Below are 19,034 nucleotides of genomic sequence, written 5' to 3' on the forward strand. Positions count from 1 at the left end.
CAGAGGCGCTTGTATTGAGGGTATTACTTAGTGTAATTACCTGAGCTTAGCGGAAGCGGCGATTCTGTGGAAAGTTAAGCCGTAATACCTGCTCGGTGTCACTTCTGAGCTTATCCAGCCCTAATTTATCGTAACTTTCTACCATAATCTCCAGAGCCTGCTCTACCAGCGGAGAGTCACGGTAAAACTCAACAACATATTTACCCCGGTTGGCGGCCGCGAGAAAGGCACCGCGGCGCAGGTAGTAATCTGCTACCAGTAACTCGTGCCGGGCCAGCTTATCTTTAATCGCAACCATCCGCGCCCGGGCTTCGGCAGCATACTTACTTCCCGGATAGTTAGTTAACAGGATACGAAAATCATCAAACGCCTGCCGGGTGCTGGCCAGATCGCGATCGGCACGGTCAATGCCAAAAAATTCCTGAAAGGCGTTTTCATCTGCCTTCAGGTTGGTTAAACCGCGCATATAATATACATAGTCCAAATCCGGTTGATTCGGATTCAACCGGATAAAACGGTCAATGGTTGCCAGCGCTTGCGGCAGATTGCCAGCCTGGTGATAGGCATAAATTAAATCCAGCTGTACTTGCCGGGCCAAGGGGCCGAACGGATGGCGGCTTTCAACCCCTTTTAACAGTTCAATAGCGCGGTTATAAAGGCCTGCATCCAGTACATCCTTGGCTTGCTGATACATCGCTTGCGCCGTTTGATTGGAGGTAACTTGTGCTTCTTTAGGTTTTCCGGCACAGGCGGTGAGGGTCACAGCTAACAGGGCTATCAGAATAAATTTTAGTTTCATGTAAAAATCCGTTACTACTTCGGCTAAATGGCTGTCTAGTCCGGCGTAAAATCGTTAAAATACCCGCTCATGCGATTCTACCCCAGATATCGCGGGGTTGCACACAGGATAACTGCTTCCGTTATGACAAAACAGCTAAAACTTTCAGAAATCGTACCTGAGCACCTTTTTGGTAAGCGCTTAGATCAGGTTCTGGCCGAAATGTTCCCCGATTATTCGCGTTCGCGGATAAAAGAGTGGATCCTGGCCAATAGCGTGCAGGTAAACGGTGAGCCTTGTGCCACTCCGCGGCAGAAAATGTTGGGTGGGGAGCAAATCGATATTCAGGCTGAATTGCCGGAAGAAGAACGTTTTGACGCCGAGCCGATCGCCCTGGATATCGTGTTTGAAGACGAACATATTCTGGTGATCAATAAGCCTGCCGGTCTGGTGGTGCACCCGGGAGCAGGCAATCAGGACGGTACCTTACTCAATGCCTTGTTACATCACTGCCCGAGTATTGCAGAAGTTCCCCGTGCCGGTATAGTTCACCGGCTGGATAAAGACACTACCGGCCTGATGGTCATCGCGAAAACGATACCAGCGCAAACGCATCTGGTCGAGGCGATGCAAGCGCGGGAAATTACCCGTGAATATGAAGCGGTCTGTTACGGCACTATGACCGGCGGCGGGACGGTAAAACAGCCGATCGGCCGGCACCAGACCAAAAGAACCCTGATGGCAGTTAATGAAAATGGTAAACCGGCTGTTACCCACTATAGAGTGATGGAAAAGTACCGGGCGCATACCCGCCTGCGACTGCGGCTGGAAACCGGCCGGACGCATCAGATCCGCGTACATATGACCTTTATCAGCCATCCTCTGGTTGGCGATCCGGTATATGGTGGCCGGCCCAGACCGCCACGCCAGGCCAGCGAACAGTTATTGCAGTTAATGCGTAATTTTAAACGCCAGGCGCTGCATGCCATTATGCTTAAACTGGCGCACCCGATAACCGGCCAGTTGCTGGAGTGGCATGCGCCATTGCCGGACGATATGGTGGCACTGAATGCCGCTTTAAAAGCCGATACCCAGTTACACGGTATGGACTTTGTGTAAGTCAAAGTATGGACCTGATTAACGTTATGCGCCCTGATCTGCCATCTGAGTTACTTTACCCTGACTGGCCGGCGCCAGCCGGTGTTAAAGCTTTTAGTTCAACCCGGCTTGGCGGGGTATCCGGCGGACAATACGCCAGTTTGAACCTTGGTGGGCATGTTGGGGATGATGCTGTCAACGTCAGTGCTAATCGCCAGCGTTTTGCACAACTGGCCCGGCTGCCGGCAGCTCCGACATGGATGAATCAGGTGCATGGCAATCAGGTGCTAACTTTACCGCTGCACTCGCCTGAGCCATTACCGACTGCAGACGCCAGCTACAGCAGACAGCCACGACAGGTTTGTCTGGTGATGACAGCAGACTGTTTGCCGTTGTTAATTTGTAACACAGCCGGCACCGAAGTCGCCGCGGTGCATGCTGGTTGGCGTGGTCTTGCTGGCGGGGTGATTGAACAAAGCCTGCAGCATTTTCAGGCTCCGGCAGCAGAGTTATTGGTTTGGCTCGGGCCGGCAATTGGGCCGGCGGCTTTTGAAGTTGGCGCTGAGGTGCGTCAGGCCTTTGTGGCGATGATGCCAGAGGCTGAAGCCGCTTTTACCGGCTCAGCTGGCGGCAAGTATCTGGCAGATATCTATGCGTTGGCCCGTTTGCGGCTGCAGCGTGCCGGAGTCAGAGCCATCTATGGTGCAGAGTATTGCACCTTTACTGACTCAGCACGTTTTTTCTCCTACCGGCGTGATGGTCAAACCGGCCGCCAGGCCAGCGCTATCTGGTTAGAACCCTGAGGTAGACGCGCTAAGTTGATGCAAGTCAATTTTTTGACGTTCGCTGCTTGAAAAATCCACAACAGCGCCCAATCTTATTACACATCATAGTTAGGGTAAGAGCGGGAGCCTGCCAATGCGTTTAGATAAATTCACCAGTAAGTTTCAGGAAGCCATTGCCGATGCGCAATCGCTGGCACTGGGGCGTGATCAACAGTTTATCGAGCCGGTACATATCATGTTTGCCTTACTGAATCAGGAAGGCGGCACCGTACGCGAATTATTAAATAAGCTGGCGGTAAACTTTAATGAACTGCGCTCAAAAGTCAGCCAGGCGATAGAGCGTCTGCCAAGAGTAGAAGGTGATGCCGGTAGCTTACAGTTATCAGCAGCCACAGCTCAGCTGTTACAACAATGCGATAAGCTGGCGCAAAAGCGTAAAGATCAGTTTATCTCCAGTGAGCTGTTTGTGTTGGCCGCGACTGAGGATAAATCAGAGCTGGGCCGCATTCTGCAGTTATTGGGGATAAATAAAGACAAGGTCAGTGCTGCGATAGAGCAAATCCGTGCTGGTCAGAAGGTGGATGATGCCAATGCGGAAGATACCCGTCAGGCGCTGAGCAAATATACCATTGATCTGACAGCCAGAGCAGAGTCCGGCAAGCTGGATCCGGTGATTGGCAGGGATGAAGAAATTCGCCGCTGCGTGCAGGTATTACAACGACGCACTAAAAATAACCCGGTATTGATTGGTGAACCCGGTGTCGGTAAAACCGCCATCGTAGAGGGTTTAGCGCAGCGCATTGTTAATAAAGAAGTTCCTGAAGGCTTAAAAGATAAGCGGGTATTATCACTGGATATGGGCGCGCTGCTGGCAGGGGCCAAATATCGCGGTGAGTTTGAAGAGCGGTTAAAAGCAGTACTGAACGAAGTTGCCAAAGAAGAAGGCCAGATCATCCTGTTTATTGACGAAATTCATACCATGGTTGGCGCTGGTAAGGCTGATGGTGCTATGGATGCCGGCAATATGCTAAAGCCAGCGCTGGCACGCGGTGAGTTGCACTGTCTTGGTGCCACCACCCTGGATGAATATCGCAAATATATTGAAAAAGACGCTGCGCTGGAGCGGCGTTTCCAGAAAGTTTTGGTGGAGGAGCCAACGGTTGAGGATACCATCGCGATTCTGCGCGGTTTAAAAGAGCGTTACGAGCTGCACCATGCGGTAGAGATCACCGATCCGGCGATCGTCGCGGCAGCAACACTGTCACACCGCTATATCAGTGATCGGCAGTTACCGGATAAAGCCATTGATTTAATTGATGAAGCGGCTTCCAGTATCCGGATGCAGATGGATTCCAAACCAGAAGAGTTAGACCGCTTAGAGCGGCGTATTATCCAGTTGAAATTGGAGGATAATGCCTTAGCAAAAGAAACCGACGATGCCAGTAAAAAGCGTCGCGATAGTATTCGCGAGCAAATTGACGAGCTGGAGCAACGATACAACGAGCTGGATGAGGTATGGGAATCCGAAAAGGCGGCATTGCAGGGCACCCAGTATATTAAGGCCGATCTGGAGCAAGCCCGCTTGGATTTGGAAGTCGCACGGCGGGCAAGTGATCTGCAACGGATGTCTGAGTTGCAGTATGGCCGCATTCCAGAGCTGGAGAAAAAGCTGGACTTAGCCTCGCAGGCGGAAATGCAGGAAATGACGCTGTTGCGGCATAAGGTGACCGATCAGGAAATTGCGGATGTGGTGTCAAAAGCCACTGGCATTCCGGTCAGTAAAATGCTGGAAGGCGAGCGTGACAAATTGCTGCGGATGGAAGAGGCCTTGCACGATAAGGTGGTAGGGCAACATGAGGCGGTCAGTGCGGTGGCAAATGCAATCCGCCGTTCGCGGGCCGGTCTGTCTGATCCGAATAAACCCATTGGTTCTTTCTTATTCCTCGGGCCAACCGGGGTAGGGAAAACGGAGTTGACTAAGGCGTTAGCGCAATTCCTGTTTGACAGCCCGGATGCGATGGTGCGGATCGATATGTCGGAGTTTATGGAGAAACATGCGGTGTCCCGCTTGGTTGGCGCACCGCCGGGCTATGTTGGTTATGAAGAAGGCGGTTATCTGACCGAAGCCGTCAGACGGAAGCCTTACTCAGTGATCCTGCTGGACGAGGTTGAAAAAGCTCATCCTGATGTCTTTAACATCTTATTGCAGGTGTTGGACGATGGTCGTCTGACCGATGGTCAGGGACGGACGGTGGATTTTAAAAACGCCGTGATCATCATGACCTCGAATCTGGGATCAGATCTGATCCAGGAGCATTATCGCGAGTACAGCTACGCCGAAATGAAAACCATGCTAATGGATGTGCTAAGCAGGCAGTTCCGGCCGGAGTTTTTAAACCGCTTGGATGAGTCGGTGGTATTCCATCCGCTGGATGATCGGCAAATTAAACAAATTGCCAGTATTCAGTTGCAGCGGTTGCGGCAACGCTTGCAGCAACGTGACTTCCAATTGGAAGTCAGTGATGCGGCGTTGGAGAAACTGGCAGAGGTTGGCTTTGACACCTTATATGGTGCAAGGCCACTAAAACGGGCGATTCAGCAGTATCTGGAGAACCCACTGGCACAGGCGTTATTACAAGGCAACTTTTTGCCGGGTAGCACGATAGTGGTTGACCACGATGGTCAGCAGTTTAGGGTGCAGAGCCGGCATTAGCGTCAGCGAAGCAGCCCGGCTAAGGTGTGGCCGGGCAGCGTCTTTTGATCTCAAAGTTCGCCAGGAGGATCTGCTGCTGGCGCTCTTCTGCTGTCAGTAAGCGCACTGCCTCCTGGTTGGCTTCTTTGGTAAAGAGTTCCTGTTCACTATTTAACAGCGTTAGCTGATCGCGGGCTTGTTGACACAACACCGGATCCAGCACTGCGCCTGAACTTACGCCTTGTGCGACGGCGGTGACGGCAGAAGAACCACTACCGACCTTAATCGTGACTAACTGATATTCTCCCTCAGCGGGCGGCTGTTGTGAGAAATGGATCACACCCTTTGCGTCCTGCCAGCTGTAAACCGTTTGCGCGATGGTCAGCGGAGCAAGGCATAACAGGGTGCCGAGAAAGATGTACTTCACTTTTGCCATGGTTCTATCCATGTTATGTTATGTCCCTTATAATCAGTGTAATCGTTATTTTAGAAGTTGCCTTATGACAGAATTAAAAAACAGTGATACTAGTCCGCGTAAAGGGATCTATCTGTTACCTAACCTGCTGACAACCGCCGGGCTTTTTTCGGGTTTCTTTGCCATCGTATCATCAATGAACGGTCGTTTTGAAGCCGCTGCTGTGGCGATTTTTATCGCAATGATCTTCGATGGCCTGGATGGCCGCGTAGCGCGTTTAACCAATACCCAAAGTGAATTTGGGGCACAATACGACAGCATGTCTGATTTACTGGCCTTTGGTGTGGCACCGGCGTTAGTTGCTTATAATTGGGCGCTGGCAGATCTTGGCAAGTTCGGCTGGTTGGCGGCCTTTATTTATGTTGCCTGTGCCGCGTTACGCTTGGCACGCTTTAACGCCAATCTGGGCGTAACAGATGGCCGTTTCTTTCAGGGCTTAGCCAGTCCGGCGGCGGCTGCCCTGGTGGCCGGTATGGTTTGGAACGGTGCCAGTTTTGAGATTGATGGTGATAAGTACGGCTATCTGGTCGGTTTACTGACTATCACCGCTGGCTTTTTGATGGTCAGTAATTTCCGCTACAACTCGTTTAAAAACCTGAACTGGCGCGATCGGGTGTCCTTTCTGACGATCTTGCTGGTAGTGCTGGTCTTTGTGGTTATCGCTGCACGGCCGGCGCAAATGTTATTTATCATTTTCTTTGCTTATGCCTGCTCGGGACCCATTACGACCTTCCGCAGTGTACGCAAACTTAAACTGGAGCATGTGGTGGGCGATTCCGAAGATGCTGATTTTCTGGATGAGACAGCAGCTAAAGCGGAGAGCGCCAAACCTGAAAAAACTGACGCCGGCAACTGATCCTGCTACCAGGCTCGCAGCGTTATACCCAATTTTGTGTTTCACCTCTTGATATCAGCTTGGCGTTCCCCAATCATTGGGGAACGCCATTCTCAGTAAGGAATCATCTTGAGCGCTAGCATCACCGCAGTTTTGTCGTCGCTGCAACAGCAGGGACTACAGCAGAGTATCCTTGGTATTAAGCGTGGGATCGAGCGCGAGACCTTACGCGTTAATCAGGATGGCAGTCTGGCACAAAGCGCCCATGCCAGGGCGCTGGGGTCTGCCCTGACACACCCCTGGATCACCACCGATTTTTCAGAATCACTGCTCGAGTTTATTACCCCTGCTGGTGAGGATATTGAACAAACTCTGGCGCAACTTGCGGATATTCATCGCTTTACGGTACGACAACTGGGTGATGAACGGTTATGGCCGGCCAGTATGCCCTGTTTTATTACCGACCAGCACCAGATCCCGTTAGCACAGTACGGGCCCTCGAATGTCGGGAAGATGAAAACCCTGTACCGGCAAGGACTGAAAAACCGCTACGGCAGCATGATGCAGGCCATCAGTGGCGTGCATTTTAATTTTTCCTTACCGCAGAGCTTCTGGCAAGCGTATCAGCAGTTGTTGCAGGACGACGCGACGCTGCAGGATTTTGTCTCGGCACAGTATCTGTCATTGATCCGTAACTACAAGCGTGTTGCCTGGCTTATTGTCTACTTGTTTGGTGCGTCGCCGGCGATGTGTCAGTCCTTTTTAGAAGGGCGTCAGTCGCGTTATGCATTCCAGAAACTGGGCAAGGGGTCGCTTTATCTACCTTACGCGACATCGCTGCGGATGAGTGATTTAGGTTATACCAACAGCGCTCAATCCAGTTTAAATATTACTTATAACAGTTTACCGGAATATATCAGTGGTTTGCATGCGGCTGTTACCCAGCCATCTGCCGAGTATCAGAGCATTGGTGTCAAGGTGGATGGTGTTTTTCAGCAGCTGAATAGTAATGTGCTGCAGATTGAGAACGAGTTTTACTCGACTATTCGTCCTAAGCGCACCACCGAATCGGGCGAGCGGCCAACCTGTGCCCTGGCGAAGCGGGGCGTGGAATATATTGAGGTGCGGGCACTGGATGTCAATCCGTTCAGTAGTATTGGTATTAGTGCTGAACAAATGCGCTTTCTGGATGTGTTCCTACTGTACTGTTTACTGGAGCAAAGCCCGCCGTTATCCGCTGCCGAGCAGCAGGTGACTGAGCAGAACCTGAAAAAGGTGGTAACTGATGGTCGGCGCACGAATCTGGAGCTGTTGCAGGATGGTCAGCCACGCCTGATGCAGGATTGGGCTGAACAACTGTTTGCCGATATGATGCCAATAGCCAAATGGCTGGATCAGGCGTATCAGACCGACCGCTATCAGGCGGCAATGCGCCAGTATTACTTGAGCTTATTAGATCCAGCACAAACACCGTCTGGTAAAATCCTCAATCATCTGCTGAGCGCCCGGCAGGACAATGGCCCCTATATGCGGCAGTTGGCAGAAAGCTATCGTAGCCAGCTACTGGCAGAGCCATATCAGTATTACAGCGAACAGGACTTTGTTGCGGCGGCGGAGCAATCGCACCTGCGCCAGCAGCAAATCGAAGCGGCTGATACCCTGAGTTTTGAACAGTACCTGGCTGACTACTTTCGTGAAGTACCAGCCTGTACCGCCGAATAGCAGATAAAAAAACGGCTACCAGGTGGTAGCCGTAAAGGAGAATCCAGGGAAAACAAAAAACTTGGTTGCATCCATGCACCTTGTTAGAATCCCCCTTATGCTGATAGTTCAAAAAAAGATAAAAAAAAATAAACTCCTGATCATATTAGGTTTGTCTGCAGCCCTAACCGGCTGTGCGACGCCGCCGCCGCAAAATAAAAGCGATATCTGCGAGATCTTTCGTGAGAACCGCTCCTGGTATAAAGCCAGCGCCAGTGCCAGTGACAAATGGGGCATGCCGATTGCTGTGCCGATCAGTTTTATGTATCAGGAAAGTGGTTTCAGGCATAACGCCCGGCCGCCAATGCGTTATTTCCTTGGCTTTATCCCTTATGGTCGGGCGAGCTCCGCCTATGGCTATTCTCAGGCGAAAACCCCGACCTGGGACGATTATGTCAAGGACACTGGTCGATTGTTTGCCAGCCGTAGCAACTTTGCGGATGCGGTGGATTTTATCGGCTGGTATATCGATAAAACCCATCAGGTGAATAAGGTGCCGAAAGATGATGCGTACCGGCTTTATCTGAACTACCACGAGGGCTGGGGCGGTTACCGGCGCGGCAGCCATCAGCAGAAGGCCTGGTTGCTCAGAACCGCCCGTCAGGTTGACGACCGAGCCAGCATTTACAAGCAGCAATTACAAGGCTGCGAGAAAGAACTGCAGCGCGGCTGGCTACGCCGCCTGCTATTTGGTTAGTCTGTGTTTCGGCGGCTGGCTACGCCGCCTGCTATTTGGTTAGTCTGTGTTTCGGCGGCTGGCTAGCGTGTCAGAACCAACCGCACCGTTTTAATCATATTATCCTGCACATCGACGATTTCCAGTGGGTAGCCGGCAAGTTTTACACTCATCGCGCCTTGTGGGATCTCTTCCAGATGTTCCAGTAACAGGCCGTTCAGCGTTTTCGGACCATCCGTTGGAAACTCCAGCTGCATTTGCCGGTTCAGATCCCGCAAACTGATGCTGCCGTCGATAAGGTAGGAACCGTCTGGCTGCTGAATGATTTCCTCGTGGTTATCTTCTATGACATCAGTAGTAAATTCACCCACTACTTCTTCCAGAATATCTTCCAGCGTTACCAGCCCCTGAATATCGCCGTATTCATCAACTACCAGACCAATACGTTCCTTGGTACTTTGAAATTTCAGCAGTTGGGTGTTAAGTGGAGTGCCTTCCGGAATATAGTAAATTTCGTGTACAGAGCGTAGCAAGGTTGCTTTGCTAAACTGATCTTTAAGCAGCAGCCGCACCAGATCCCGCGGGTGAATAAAACCCAGGGCATCATCAATACTATCCCGATACAGCAATACCCGGCTGTGCTGGGCGTTTGCCAGCTGGCGCACGATATCTTTCCATTCGTCGTTAATATCGATACCGGCGATTTCGTTACGCGGCGTCATAATGTCATCTACGGTAACATTCTCTAAATCCAGTACCCCCACCAGCATATTTTGATGCTGCTCCGGGATCAGGGCGCCGGCTTCATGCACCACGGTTCTGAGTTCCTCTGCGCTCAGACTATTTCCCTGATGCTTTTCCGGGCTGACGCCCATCACAGCCAGTAAGCCATTGGTGATCCAGTTAATCAGCCAAACCAACGGATAAAACAGTTTTAACAGCGGCTTTAATAATGCCGAGCTTGGAAAAGCGATCCGCTCCGGATGCAGTGCCGCCAGGGTTTTTGGCGTGACCTCCGCAAATACCAGGATCACCAGTGTCAGGATCACGGTTGCAATAGCAATACCGGCATCGCCATACAGTCGCATCCCGATGATGGTCGCAATAGCGGAGGCAGCGATATTCACCAGGTTGTTGCCAATCAGGATCAAACCGATCAGCCGATCTGGCCGGTCCAATAATTCGGCTACCCGCTTTGCGCCTTTATGTTGTTCATTTTCAAGGTGTTTTAACCGGTAGCGGTTAACGGACATCATGCCTGTTTCTGAACCCGAGAAATAGGCCGAGATGAACAGTAGCACTCCCAAAATAATAAAGAGTGTACTGGTTGAGATTGCGTCCAAAAGTTAATTACCTTTATTGCCTGACAAAGTGTAGAGCGGTTTCAGAATCTGCCCAGCAGGACTTCTTTTACAAAGCGGCTGCCAAAATAGGCCAGGGTGAGGACAACACTGCCGACTAAAGTCAGAGATACCGCGGCTCTACCGCGCCAGCCCTGACGGGCATGCCCCCAGCACAGCACTCCGAATACAATTAGCGCCAGCAAACTAAGCAGCGTTTTATGGTCGACCCAACTTTTCATATAGGGTACGCCACTAGCCAGTGCCAGGATTAACAAGGCGGTACCGGCTGCCAGCAAGCGAAATTGCAGTTGCTCTGCCTGTAATAATGGCGGCAAAAAGCGACTGACACCAGAGAAATTTTTATGTTTCAGTTTATAACTGATATAAGACACTTGAATTGAGTACAGCGTGGCCATAATCAGCACCACATAGGCGCTAAAAGCCAAACCAATATGGGCCAGCAGCCCCGGGCTTTGTCCCAGGTGCTGTAACAGTGCAGTGCCGGGAATAAACAGACCGGCCAGTAGCAGTAAGGCAGCGGCGGTGTAGACTATAGGTAATAGCAACACAGCCGGACTGCGCAGGGAAATCAGGGTTACCGCCAGGGTTAACAGCCAGGCGACCAATGAGCTGACGTTCAACAAACTAAAGTTTTGTCCCTGCTCGGTAAAGATGCTGCCCGCCAGACTTAGCATATGGCATACCACACCCAGGGTGCCGGCACTGAAAACCAGTTTAAAGTTTGGCCCGGCCGGATGGAATAGCCGCAATAGCAGGGTAACAGTTGCAACCGTATAGGCAACCAAAGCCAGCGCGGGTAACAACATCGGCATACTTAACACTCCTGTGACGCAGTAAGTGGATTATTGTATTGCAAGTTTCGGGTAAAGCCCAGCAGCATACAGTAAGATGCGCTTAAGGCTGACGATAACGTTACAACGCGCTATAATCGGCGCAATTACCGAATTGGATCTCCGCTATGTTTGAAAATCTGTCAGATCGTTTAAGCCGGACCCTGAAAAATATTAGTGGTCGTGGTCGTCTTACCGAAGACAATATTAAAGAAACGCTACGGGAAGTGCGGATGGCACTGCTCGAAGCTGACGTGGCATTGCCGGTCGTCAAAGACTTTATCAACCAGATCAAAGAGCGCTCTGTTGGTTTGGAGGTCAGCAAAAGTCTGACCCCGGGGCAGGAATTTCTGAAAATCGTCCGTAAAGCCCTGGAAGAAGCCATGGGCGAGGCGAATGAAGAACTGGCCCTGAATACCCAACCGCCGGCGGTGATCCTGATGGCGGGTTTACAGGGGGCGGGTAAGACCACCTCTGTTGGTAAGCTGGCAAAGTTTCTGACCGAACGGAAAAAGAAAAAAGTGTTGGTGGTATCGGCCGACGTTTACCGGCCAGCTGCTATTAAGCAACTGGAAACCCTGGCCAAAGCGGTCAATGTTGAGTTTTTCCCCAGCGACATTTCACAGGCGCCGGTTGCTATTGTTAACGCTGCCATCACGCATGCCAAAACCCGGATGTTTGATGTGCTGCTGGTCGATACCGCCGGTCGTTTGCATGTCGACAGCGAGATGATGGATGAAATCAAGGCGCTACATGCCGCGGTAAAACCAATTGAAACCCTGTTCGTGGTCGATGCCATGACCGGTCAGGATGCGGCTAATACGGCTAAAGCCTTTAATGAAGCCTTGCCATTAACCGGGGTGATCCTAACTAAGGCAGACGGTGATGCCCGTGGTGGTGCCGCCTTATCTATCCGCCATATCACCGGTAAGCCAATTAAGTTTATCGGTACCGGTGAGAAAACCGATGCCTTAGAGCCGTTCCATCCGGATCGTATCGCCTCGCGCATTTTAGGTATGGGCGATGTGCTAAGCCTGATTGAAGAGCTTGAGCAGAAAGTCGATAAAGAAAAAACCGCGAAAATGGCGCAGAAGATGATGAAAGGCAAAGGCTTTTCATTAGAAGATTTTCGCGAGCAGCTGGTACAGATGCGTAGCATGGGCGGCATGATGTCACTGATGGACAAGCTGCCGGGGATGAAAAATCTGCCGGCCGGTGCCGCCGGTCAGTTAGATGAAAAGCAGTTTGTTCGGATGGAAGCCATTATTAATTCGATGACGCCGAAAGAGCGTGAGTTTCCGGACCTGCTAAAAGGCTCGCGTAAAAAACGGATAGCAGCCGGCTCTGGCACACAGGTGCAGGAGATCAATCAGCTGCTGAAACAATTTACCCAGATGCAGAAAATGATGAAACAGATGAGTGGTAAAGGTGGCCTGATGAAGATGATGCGGGCCATGGGCGGCAAGTTGCCACCCGGTATGTTACCACCGCGCTGATCCTGGTGTGACGGGTTGCCAGGCCGCGAAATGCCTTGCATTCGCGGCAAAAATCCGTACAATGCAGCAGCCCTGCAGTCCGACTGCGGGCTTTGTTATTTTTTAAAACCTGAACGATTGAAATTAGAGGACGGTATGGTAACTATTCGTTTACAACGTGGTGGCGCGAAAAAGCGTCCATTTTACCAAGTTGTGGTAGCGGACAGCCGTTTTGCTCGTGATGGCCGTTTTATTGAGCGCGTGGGTTTCTTTAACCCAATCGCCAGCGGCACTGAAGAGAAACTGCGTCTGGACCTGGATCGCGTTGACCACTGGGTAGCACAAGGTGCTGCACTGAGTGATCGCGTGGCCACTCTGGTAAAAAACGCTAAGAAAGCAGCTGCTTAATTAGCAAGGCGTGTGGAGTTGTCACTGTTGAGTGAAAAAGATTTTGTAGTACTTGGCAAGTTTGGTGCGGTTTACGGCATCAATGGCTGGCTAAAAATTAACTCCTACACGGACATCCCGGAAGGGATTTTTGATTACACACCCTGGCAGGTCAAATTTCAGGGTAACTGGCAGACAGTAACAGTCAGCAGCTGGAAACGGCATAGTAATGGCTTAATCGCCAAACTGACTGACATTAATGTCCGGGAACAGGCGCAGGCCTATGCCAATGCTGAAATCGCGGTTGCCGCCAATGCCTTACCGGCTCTGGACGACGGCGAGTACTACTGGAAAGATCTGATGGATCTGAAAGTAGTGAATCAGCAAGGCTATGATCTGGGCGTGGTAACCGACTTAATGGAAACCGGCTCTAACGATGTGTTAGTGGTGAAAGCCAACCGGACTGATGCCTTTGGTAAGGGTGAGCGCTTAATTCCTTATCTTGATCAGACCGTGATCAAGCAGGTGGATTTAACTGCGAAGCAAATCACAGTAGATTGGGACCCGGCGTTTTAATGCAGGAACAACCAAGGTGGGTGGGCGTTGTCTCACTGTTTCCGGAGATGTTTCAGGCGATTACGCAATACGGCGTCACTGGTCGGGCTGTAAAGCAGGGTATTATTCAGCTGCAGTGTTTTAACCCGCGGGATTTTACCACGGACAAACACCGGACTGTTGATGACCGGCCTTATGGCGGCGGCCCCGGTATGCTGATGATGGTGCAGCCACTGACCGATGCCATTCGCGCGGCGAAAGCCACCGCAGGAGGTAAGGTGCATACGGTTTATTTGTCGCCGCAAGGCCGCAAATTAGACCAGCAAGGTGTGGCTGAACTGGCAAAACATCCGAAACTGCTCCTGGTAGCAGGCCGTTACGAAGGAATTGACGAGCGCGTGATCGAAACCGAAATTGACGAAGAATGGTCAATCGGCGATTACGTACTAAGCGGGGGCGAGTTGCCGGCAATGGTATTAATTGATGCCGTGTCGCGACTGGTACCCGGGGTTTTGGGACATGATTTATCTGCTGAGCAGGATTCGTTTGCAGCCGGCTTGTTAGATTGTCCACATTATACCCGCCCTGAGGTGTTAGCAGACAAACAGGTACCCGCCGTATTGCTGAGTGGGCACCATGAAGAAATTAGACGCTGGCGTCTGAAACAGGCTCTCGGTAGAACCTGGTTAAGACGGCCGGATATGTTAAATTCCCTGGCTCTGACTAAGGAGCAACGCAAGTTACTGGCAGAATTCCAACAGGAATACCAGGCGTTGCAGCAGCAAGATAGTTAATTCCAGGTAAAGTGAGATTGTTATGAGCAAAGTTAGCCAAAACATCATCAAGCAACTTGAACAGGAACAGCTGAAACAAGACGTTCCTGCATTCGCTCCAGGTGACACTGTAGTGGTTCAGGTTAAAGTTAAAGAAGGTGACAAAACCCGTTTACAGGCTTACGAAGGCGTTGTTATCGCCAAGCGTAACCGTGGTCTGCACTCTTCATTCACCGTACGTAAAATCTCTAATGGCGAAGGTGTTGAGCGTGTATTCCAGACGCACAGCCCGCTGGTAGACAGCATCACCGTTAAACGTCGTGGTGCCGTTCGCCGTGCTAAGCTTTACTACTTACGCGATCGTTCAGGTAAATCAGCGCGTATCCGCGAAAAGCTTAACTAAGCTGTTAAGGGCCGGCACTATGCCGGCCCTGTTTTTTTTATGGCAGAACTGACTGCTACAGCACCGCTTAATCCTACTCAACTGCAACAACTGGAACTTCGGTTGGAGCAAATCCTGTTACGCCGTTTTGGCGAGCTGACAGAGCAGCAACTTCTGACACTGCTGGATTTAAAACCCCTTACCACCATTCAAGACAGCCAGTTTGCACTATTCCAACGCCATTTTGTGCTGTATCACTTGCTGTACCGACTGGTTGAACGTTGGGCGCTAAGCAGCACCGCTTATCTGGATATTGGCCTGGCACGAATTAAAATTGCGCCCTGGCAAGACCATCTGCCGCTGCTTACCGATAGCAAGGCAGCTTATTATGCCGACTGGCAAAACTATTGGCGGATGACGCCGGTGGCATTAAGTAAGCGACTGGCGAGCTTCTGGCAGTATTATCAGCAGCGCCATGGCGTTAGCAGTAGCACGATCCAGCTCAATGATGACGAGGCGTTACAGCTGCTACAACTGGATTGGCCCTGCAGCCTAAGCGAGCTGAAAAAGGCCTTTCGGCGTTTATCGCTAAAACATCATCCGGATCGGGGCGGTGATAAAACCACCTTTGTCCGTATCTCGCTGGCCTATCAAAAAATCTTACAACGTTTATAACCCTTTTCGCTGTTAATTATCTGAATTCGCTATTCTGCCAGGTTAACTGTAAAGATAAGTGTGCATTTTGTTTTTCTGGCTAAAGCTAGGGATTTCCTTATTTTTGTTGACCTACAGGGTTGACCTGATAGCCATCTATCCGTACACTCCAGTCTATTGTAATTTTATAGATACGTGCTGTATAAATAAGTTTACGGATTTGAGTTGGGTTTTGCACAGCTTACTTAGCACAGAGGGCGGAAGATAACGCTTTTTTGCGTCAGCAGGCGGCACAAGCCCAGACTCTTGCCTATGCTTAGTCTCCGCAGCACTGCAAAGGAGCTCAATCGTGTCCATGATCGTCGATGACCTGCGTATCGTAGCGCAGAAACCCTTAAGTTCGCCGGCTGTATTAAAACGGGTATTGCCGTTATCGGAGCAAGGCGCGGACTTTGTTGCCAAAGCCCGCGCTGATATCGCCAATATTATTCATGGCCGTGACAAACGTTTGTTAGTGGTAACAGGCCCGTGTTCTATCCACGATCCGGTCGCTGCCATTGACTACGCCAATAAGTTAAAAGCACTGCAGTTAGCCTATCAGGACAGTTTGTATATTGTGATGCGGGTATACTTTGAAAAGCCCCGAACTACCGTCGGCTGGAAAGGCTTTATTAACGATCCTCACCTGGATGACTCTTTCGATTTAGAAACCGGCTTAACCTGGGGCAGAGAGCTGTTATTGAAAATGGTCGAGCTGGAATTGCCGGTGGCGACCGAGGCGTTGGATCCGATCAGCCCGCAGTATATGTCGGATCTGATTAGCTGGGCGGCGATTGGTGCCCGCACTGTGGAGTCGCAGACTCACCGTGAAATGGCCAGCGGCTTGTCGATGCCGGTTGGTTTTAAAAATGGTACTGATGGCAGCTTAAGCGTCGCGCTTAATGCCCTGCAGTCGGCTGCCAGCGGTCACACCTTCTTTGGCATTAACCAAAAAGGTGAAGTCAGCCTGATCCAAACTGCCGGTAATCCGGATGGGCATATTATTCTGCGTGGTGGTGCCAAACCTAACTATGATGCTGCCAGCATCGGGGCTGCGTTGGCGCAGTTGGATAAACTTAAATTACCGCACGGCATCGTCGTAGACTGTAGCCATGGCAATTCCAATAAGGACCATAACCGGCAACCGCAGGTGGCACAAGAGGTGTTGGCGCAGCGCCTGGCCGGCAATAATGCCATTATCGGCATTATGCTGGAAAGCCACTTGCAGGCCGGGCGGCAGGATATCGTCAATGGCAAAGCTGAAAAATATGGTGTCTCAGTCACAGATGCCTGTATTGACTGGTCAACAACCGCAGATTTACTGGCAATTTTAGCGCAACAAATGCGGCAACTGGCGGCGGTGGCCTGAGGTGAAGCCCAGTGATGCAGCTGCAGCGGCGTTGCAGCCGCTGCGAGAGCAAATTGATCAACTGGACAGTGAGCTCGTCGAGCTATTGGCGCGCCGGGCCAGAGTCACCGCCCAGGTTGGGCAGGTGAAGCAACACTATGCGTTGCCGGTGTATGTACCGGAGCGTGAGCAGGCATTACTCGCTGCCAGACGACAGCAAGCGCTGGCACAAGGCGTCTCGCCGGAATTGGTTGAAGACTTATTACGCCGGGTGATGCGCGAGTCTTATGCCACCCAGGATCAACACTTTGTCTGTTGCCGGCCCAGTGGCGGCAAGGTGGTGGTGGTCGGCGGCGCCGGAGCCTTAGGCAGCCGTTTTGTCAGCTTATTTCAACGCTCCGGTTATCAGGTGGCAATACTGGAACCTCAGGACTGGCCACAGGCCGCCCAGCTATGTCAGGATGCCGCCCTGGTATTACTGGCGGTACCTATTACGCTTACCGAGCAGGTGATTGCGCAGTTACCGACATTGCCAGCACAGTGCGTACTGGCCGATTTAACCAGTATTAAGGCGCGGCCGCTGCAAGCGATGCTGGCGCAGCATAGCGGGCCTGTCGTTGGCTTACACCCAATGTTTGGTCCAGACATCAATAACTTGATTAAGCAAGTGGTCGTAGTTTGTGATGGCCGGCAGCCGGAAGACTATCAGTGGTTATTAAAGCAACTGGTGATCTGGGGCGCGGAGCTGACGACCAAGGCGGCGGAAGAGCATGACAGTGCCATGCAACTGATCCAGGCGATGCGGCATTTTTCCTCTTTGGTCTATGGTGTGCATCTAGCCGAAGAGCAGGCTGATTTACATCAGCTGTTAGCACTCAGCTCACCGATTTACCGGCTGGAGCTGGCGATGGTGGGGCGCTTGTTCGCACAGAACGCTGAACTTTATGCCGATATTATGTTGTCATCGGCTGATGTGACGGCGCTGCTGCAGCGTTATCAGCAGCGTTTTGCCCAGCTATTGAGCTTGTTGGCAGCGCAGGATAAAGCCGGTTTAATGGCGGAATTTGCCAAGGGCCAGCAGTTCTTCGGCGAGCTGGCGCAGCAATTTCTGCAGGAAAGTAAGCAATTACTGCAAAAAGCAGCAGACGGGCGCAGTTAGCGCCCGAATTTACTGGCGCTACTTACCCAACTGATAGAAATCATAAATCACCTGCCAGGCTTGCTCCGGGCTGTCGACATACTGAATCAGTTCCAGGTCCTGCGGGCTAATCAGTCCCTCTTCTGCCAGCATCTCGAAATTGATCAAGCGTTGCCAGAAAGCTTTATCGTACAGGATCACCGGTACCCGTTCGGCTTTTCTGGTTTGGATCAGGGTCAGGGTTTCAAATAACTCATCTAGCGTACCAAAGCCACCCGGAAAGGCCACCAGCGCCCGCGCCCGTTGCAGGAAATGCATTTTGCGAATGGCAAAATAATGAAACTGGAAACAGAATTCCGGGGTGATATAGGGATTAGGGTGCTGCTCTTTCGGCAGCACAATATTTAAGCCGATGCTCTTGCCGTTCGCATCCATGGCGCCGCGGTTGGCCGCTTCCATAATCCCCGGGCCACCACCGCTGATAATAGTCAGCGCGCAGTGCGGATGCTGGCAACTATGACTGGTCACCAGACGTGAAAATTCCTGCGATGCCGCATAATAACGGCTATTCTTCAGGTCCCGCTCTGCTTGTGCTAGTGCATGGATAGCGGCAGGGGTATCCGGGCTTGCCGCATAATGCTGCTTCACGTCTACCAATTGTTGTTCGGCCTGAGTTGGGGACAAAAAGCGCGCACTACCGAACACGACTATAGTGGCATTGATCTGATGTTGATCCAGCACCAGCTGCGGTTTCAGATATTCCAGTTGTAAGCGCACATGCCGCAGCTCGTCCTGCATTAAAAAACCGGTATCGGCAAAGGCCAGTTTGTAGGAGTCATGGTCCTGCAGTCGCGAGATAGCGTCTAATGATTCCTGGGCCGTGGCAAAATTGCGTTTATATAAAGCATTGCTTTCTGTCATGACAAGATCCCCTTAATTACTACTTTTTTGATACAAAACAGCTAAGGCGTTGTAAAGTTGGGTTATAA

At 51.3% G+C, this 19,034-nt stretch carries 19 protein-coding genes; 14 read left to right on the top strand and 5 right to left on the bottom strand.

Annotated elements, in window-relative coordinates; genetic code table 11:
* Positions 1-46: 46 nt before the first annotated feature.
* Positions 47-799: an outer membrane protein assembly factor BamD gene (locus AEST_RS14015; RefSeq protein ID WP_008609817.1), complete on the bottom strand. Its 753-nt coding sequence runs from the start codon at positions 797-799 to the stop codon at positions 47-49.
* Positions 800-922: 123 nt separating this feature from the next.
* Between AEST_RS14015 and rluD the strand changes: the two genes are divergently transcribed.
* The 3 genes from rluD (at position 923) to clpB (ending at position 5,374) form a co-directional block, all read left to right on the top strand.
* On the top strand, positions 923-1,897 hold the full coding sequence (gene rluD, locus AEST_RS14020) for a 23S rRNA pseudouridine(1911/1915/1917) synthase RluD (protein ID WP_008609818.1): 975 nt from the start codon (positions 923-925) through the stop codon (positions 1,895-1,897).
* Positions 1,898-1,923: 26 nt separating this feature from the next.
* Positions 1,924-2,679: a peptidoglycan editing factor PgeF gene (gene pgeF, locus AEST_RS14025; RefSeq protein WP_008609820.1), complete on the top strand. Its 756-nt coding sequence runs from the start codon at positions 1,924-1,926 to the stop codon at positions 2,677-2,679.
* Positions 2,680-2,794: 115 nt separating this feature from the next.
* Entirely contained in the window at positions 2,795-5,374 is a 2,580-nt protein-coding gene (gene clpB, locus AEST_RS14030; protein ID WP_008609822.1) for an ATP-dependent chaperone ClpB, read from the top strand.
* A 19-nt stretch (positions 5,375-5,393) separates the two neighbouring features.
* On the opposite strand, the gene AEST_RS14035 is transcribed toward clpB, so the two are convergent.
* Positions 5,394-5,789, bottom strand: coding sequence for a DUF4124 domain-containing protein (locus AEST_RS14035; RefSeq protein ID WP_008609824.1), 396 nt, complete (start codon positions 5,787-5,789; stop codon positions 5,394-5,396).
* Between the two features lie 64 nt (positions 5,790-5,853).
* Here AEST_RS14035 and pssA point away from each other — a divergent pair, with 64 nt between their 5' ends.
* From pssA to AEST_RS14050, 3 genes are all read left to right on the top strand, one after another.
* Positions 5,854-6,684 (top strand): CDP-diacylglycerol--serine O-phosphatidyltransferase, encoded by an 831-nt coding sequence (pssA, locus tag AEST_RS14040; RefSeq protein ID WP_008609825.1) that lies wholly within the window; start codon positions 5,854-5,856, stop codon positions 6,682-6,684.
* Between the two features lie 108 nt (positions 6,685-6,792).
* Positions 6,793-8,385: a glutamate--cysteine ligase gene (gshA, locus tag AEST_RS14045; protein WP_008609826.1), complete on the top strand. Its 1,593-nt coding sequence runs from the start codon at positions 6,793-6,795 to the stop codon at positions 8,383-8,385.
* A 97-nt stretch (positions 8,386-8,482) separates the two neighbouring features.
* Positions 8,483-9,121 carry a transglycosylase SLT domain-containing protein gene (locus tag AEST_RS14050; protein WP_156803904.1) on the top strand — a complete coding sequence of 213 codons (639 nt, stop codon included), beginning with the start codon at positions 8,483-8,485 and terminating at the stop codon, positions 9,119-9,121.
* A 62-nt stretch (positions 9,122-9,183) separates the two neighbouring features.
* Here AEST_RS14050 and AEST_RS14055 read toward each other — a convergent pair whose 3' ends face one another.
* Both AEST_RS14055 and AEST_RS14060 read right to left on the bottom strand, forming a co-directional pair.
* Positions 9,184-10,443, bottom strand: coding sequence for an HlyC/CorC family transporter (locus AEST_RS14055; RefSeq protein WP_039925556.1), 1,260 nt, complete (start codon positions 10,441-10,443; stop codon positions 9,184-9,186).
* Positions 10,444-10,484: 41 nt separating this feature from the next.
* Positions 10,485-11,276, bottom strand: coding sequence for a cytochrome C assembly family protein (locus AEST_RS14060; RefSeq protein WP_008609829.1), 792 nt, complete (start codon positions 11,274-11,276; stop codon positions 10,485-10,487).
* Positions 11,277-11,422: 146 nt separating this feature from the next.
* Here AEST_RS14060 and ffh point away from each other — a divergent pair, with 146 nt between their 5' ends.
* The 8 genes from ffh to tyrA all read left to right on the top strand — a co-directional run bounded on the left by ffh (position 11,423) and on the right by tyrA (position 18,066).
* Complete coding sequence (ffh, locus tag AEST_RS14065; protein ID WP_008609830.1) at positions 11,423-12,790, top strand: signal recognition particle protein; 1,368 nt, start codon at positions 11,423-11,425, stop codon at positions 12,788-12,790.
* Between the two features lie 135 nt (positions 12,791-12,925).
* A complete protein-coding gene (rpsP, locus tag AEST_RS14070) occupies positions 12,926-13,177 on the top strand; it encodes a 30S ribosomal protein S16 (RefSeq protein WP_008609832.1) in 252 nt (83 codons plus the stop codon).
* Between the two features lie 18 nt (positions 13,178-13,195).
* Positions 13,196-13,732, top strand: a complete 537-nt coding sequence (gene rimM / locus AEST_RS14075; RefSeq protein ID WP_039925569.1) for a ribosome maturation factor RimM — start codon at positions 13,196-13,198, stop codon at positions 13,730-13,732.
* Positions 13,732-14,505: a tRNA (guanosine(37)-N1)-methyltransferase TrmD gene (gene trmD, locus AEST_RS14080; protein ID WP_008949793.1), complete on the top strand. Its 774-nt coding sequence runs from the start codon at positions 13,732-13,734 to the stop codon at positions 14,503-14,505. Before rimM ends, trmD begins: the two co-directional genes overlap by 1 nt.
* A gap of 22 nt (positions 14,506-14,527) precedes the next feature.
* A complete protein-coding gene (gene rplS / locus AEST_RS14085; RefSeq protein WP_008609837.1) occupies positions 14,528-14,887 on the top strand; it encodes a 50S ribosomal protein L19 in 360 nt (119 codons plus the stop codon).
* A gap of 39 nt (positions 14,888-14,926) precedes the next feature.
* Positions 14,927-15,541 (top strand): DNA-J related domain-containing protein, encoded by a 615-nt coding sequence (locus AEST_RS14090; RefSeq protein ID WP_008609838.1) that lies wholly within the window; start codon positions 14,927-14,929, stop codon positions 15,539-15,541.
* 334 nt (positions 15,542-15,875) lie between these two features.
* Entirely contained in the window at positions 15,876-16,928 is a 1,053-nt protein-coding gene (locus tag AEST_RS14095; protein ID WP_008609839.1) for a 3-deoxy-7-phosphoheptulonate synthase, read from the top strand.
* 1 nt (position 16,929) lies between these two features.
* A complete protein-coding gene (gene tyrA / locus AEST_RS14100) occupies positions 16,930-18,066 on the top strand; it encodes a bifunctional chorismate mutase/prephenate dehydrogenase (protein WP_008609840.1) in 1,137 nt (378 codons plus the stop codon).
* Between the two features lie 18 nt (positions 18,067-18,084).
* Here tyrA and AEST_RS14105 read toward each other — a convergent pair whose 3' ends face one another.
* On the bottom strand, positions 18,085-18,966 hold the full coding sequence (locus tag AEST_RS14105) for an LOG family protein (RefSeq protein WP_008609841.1): 882 nt from the start codon (positions 18,964-18,966) through the stop codon (positions 18,085-18,087).
* Positions 18,967-19,034 lie beyond the last annotated feature (68 nt).

Source organism: Alishewanella aestuarii B11 (genome assembly GCF_000280055.1).
Classification (GTDB): Bacteria; Pseudomonadota; Gammaproteobacteria; order Enterobacterales; family Alteromonadaceae; genus Alishewanella; species Alishewanella aestuarii.

Excerpts from the sequence above, each read along its gene's own strand:
- AEST_RS14015 (WP_008609817.1), bottom strand. The coding sequence starts at position 799 with ATGAAACTAAAATTTATTCTGATAGCCCTGTTAGCTGTGACCCTCACC.
- rluD (WP_008609818.1), top strand. The coding sequence starts at position 923 with ATGACAAAACAGCTAAAACTTTCAGAAATCGTACCTGAGCACCTTTTT.
- pgeF (WP_008609820.1), top strand. The coding sequence starts at position 1,924 with ATGCGCCCTGATCTGCCATCTGAGTTACTTTACCCTGACTGGCCGGCG.
- clpB (WP_008609822.1), top strand. The coding sequence starts at position 2,795 with ATGCGTTTAGATAAATTCACCAGTAAGTTTCAGGAAGCCATTGCCGAT.
- AEST_RS14035 (WP_008609824.1), bottom strand. The coding sequence starts at position 5,789 with ATGGCAAAAGTGAAGTACATCTTTCTCGGCACCCTGTTATGCCTTGCT.
- pssA (WP_008609825.1), top strand. The coding sequence starts at position 5,854 with ATGACAGAATTAAAAAACAGTGATACTAGTCCGCGTAAAGGGATCTAT.
- AEST_RS14050 (WP_156803904.1), top strand. The coding sequence starts at position 8,483 with ATGCTGATAGTTCAAAAAAAGATAAAAAAAAATAAACTCCTGATCATA.
- AEST_RS14060 (WP_008609829.1), bottom strand. The coding sequence starts at position 11,276 with ATGCCGATGTTGTTACCCGCGCTGGCTTTGGTTGCCTATACGGTTGCA.
- ffh (WP_008609830.1), top strand. The coding sequence starts at position 11,423 with ATGTTTGAAAATCTGTCAGATCGTTTAAGCCGGACCCTGAAAAATATT.
- rpsP (WP_008609832.1), top strand. The coding sequence starts at position 12,926 with ATGGTAACTATTCGTTTACAACGTGGTGGCGCGAAAAAGCGTCCATTT.
- trmD (WP_008949793.1), top strand. The coding sequence starts at position 13,732 with ATGCAGGAACAACCAAGGTGGGTGGGCGTTGTCTCACTGTTTCCGGAG.
- rplS (WP_008609837.1), top strand. The coding sequence starts at position 14,528 with ATGAGCAAAGTTAGCCAAAACATCATCAAGCAACTTGAACAGGAACAG.
- AEST_RS14090 (WP_008609838.1), top strand. The coding sequence starts at position 14,927 with ATGGCAGAACTGACTGCTACAGCACCGCTTAATCCTACTCAACTGCAA.
- AEST_RS14095 (WP_008609839.1), top strand. The coding sequence starts at position 15,876 with ATGATCGTCGATGACCTGCGTATCGTAGCGCAGAAACCCTTAAGTTCG.
- AEST_RS14105 (WP_008609841.1), bottom strand. The coding sequence starts at position 18,966 with ATGACAGAAAGCAATGCTTTATATAAACGCAATTTTGCCACGGCCCAG.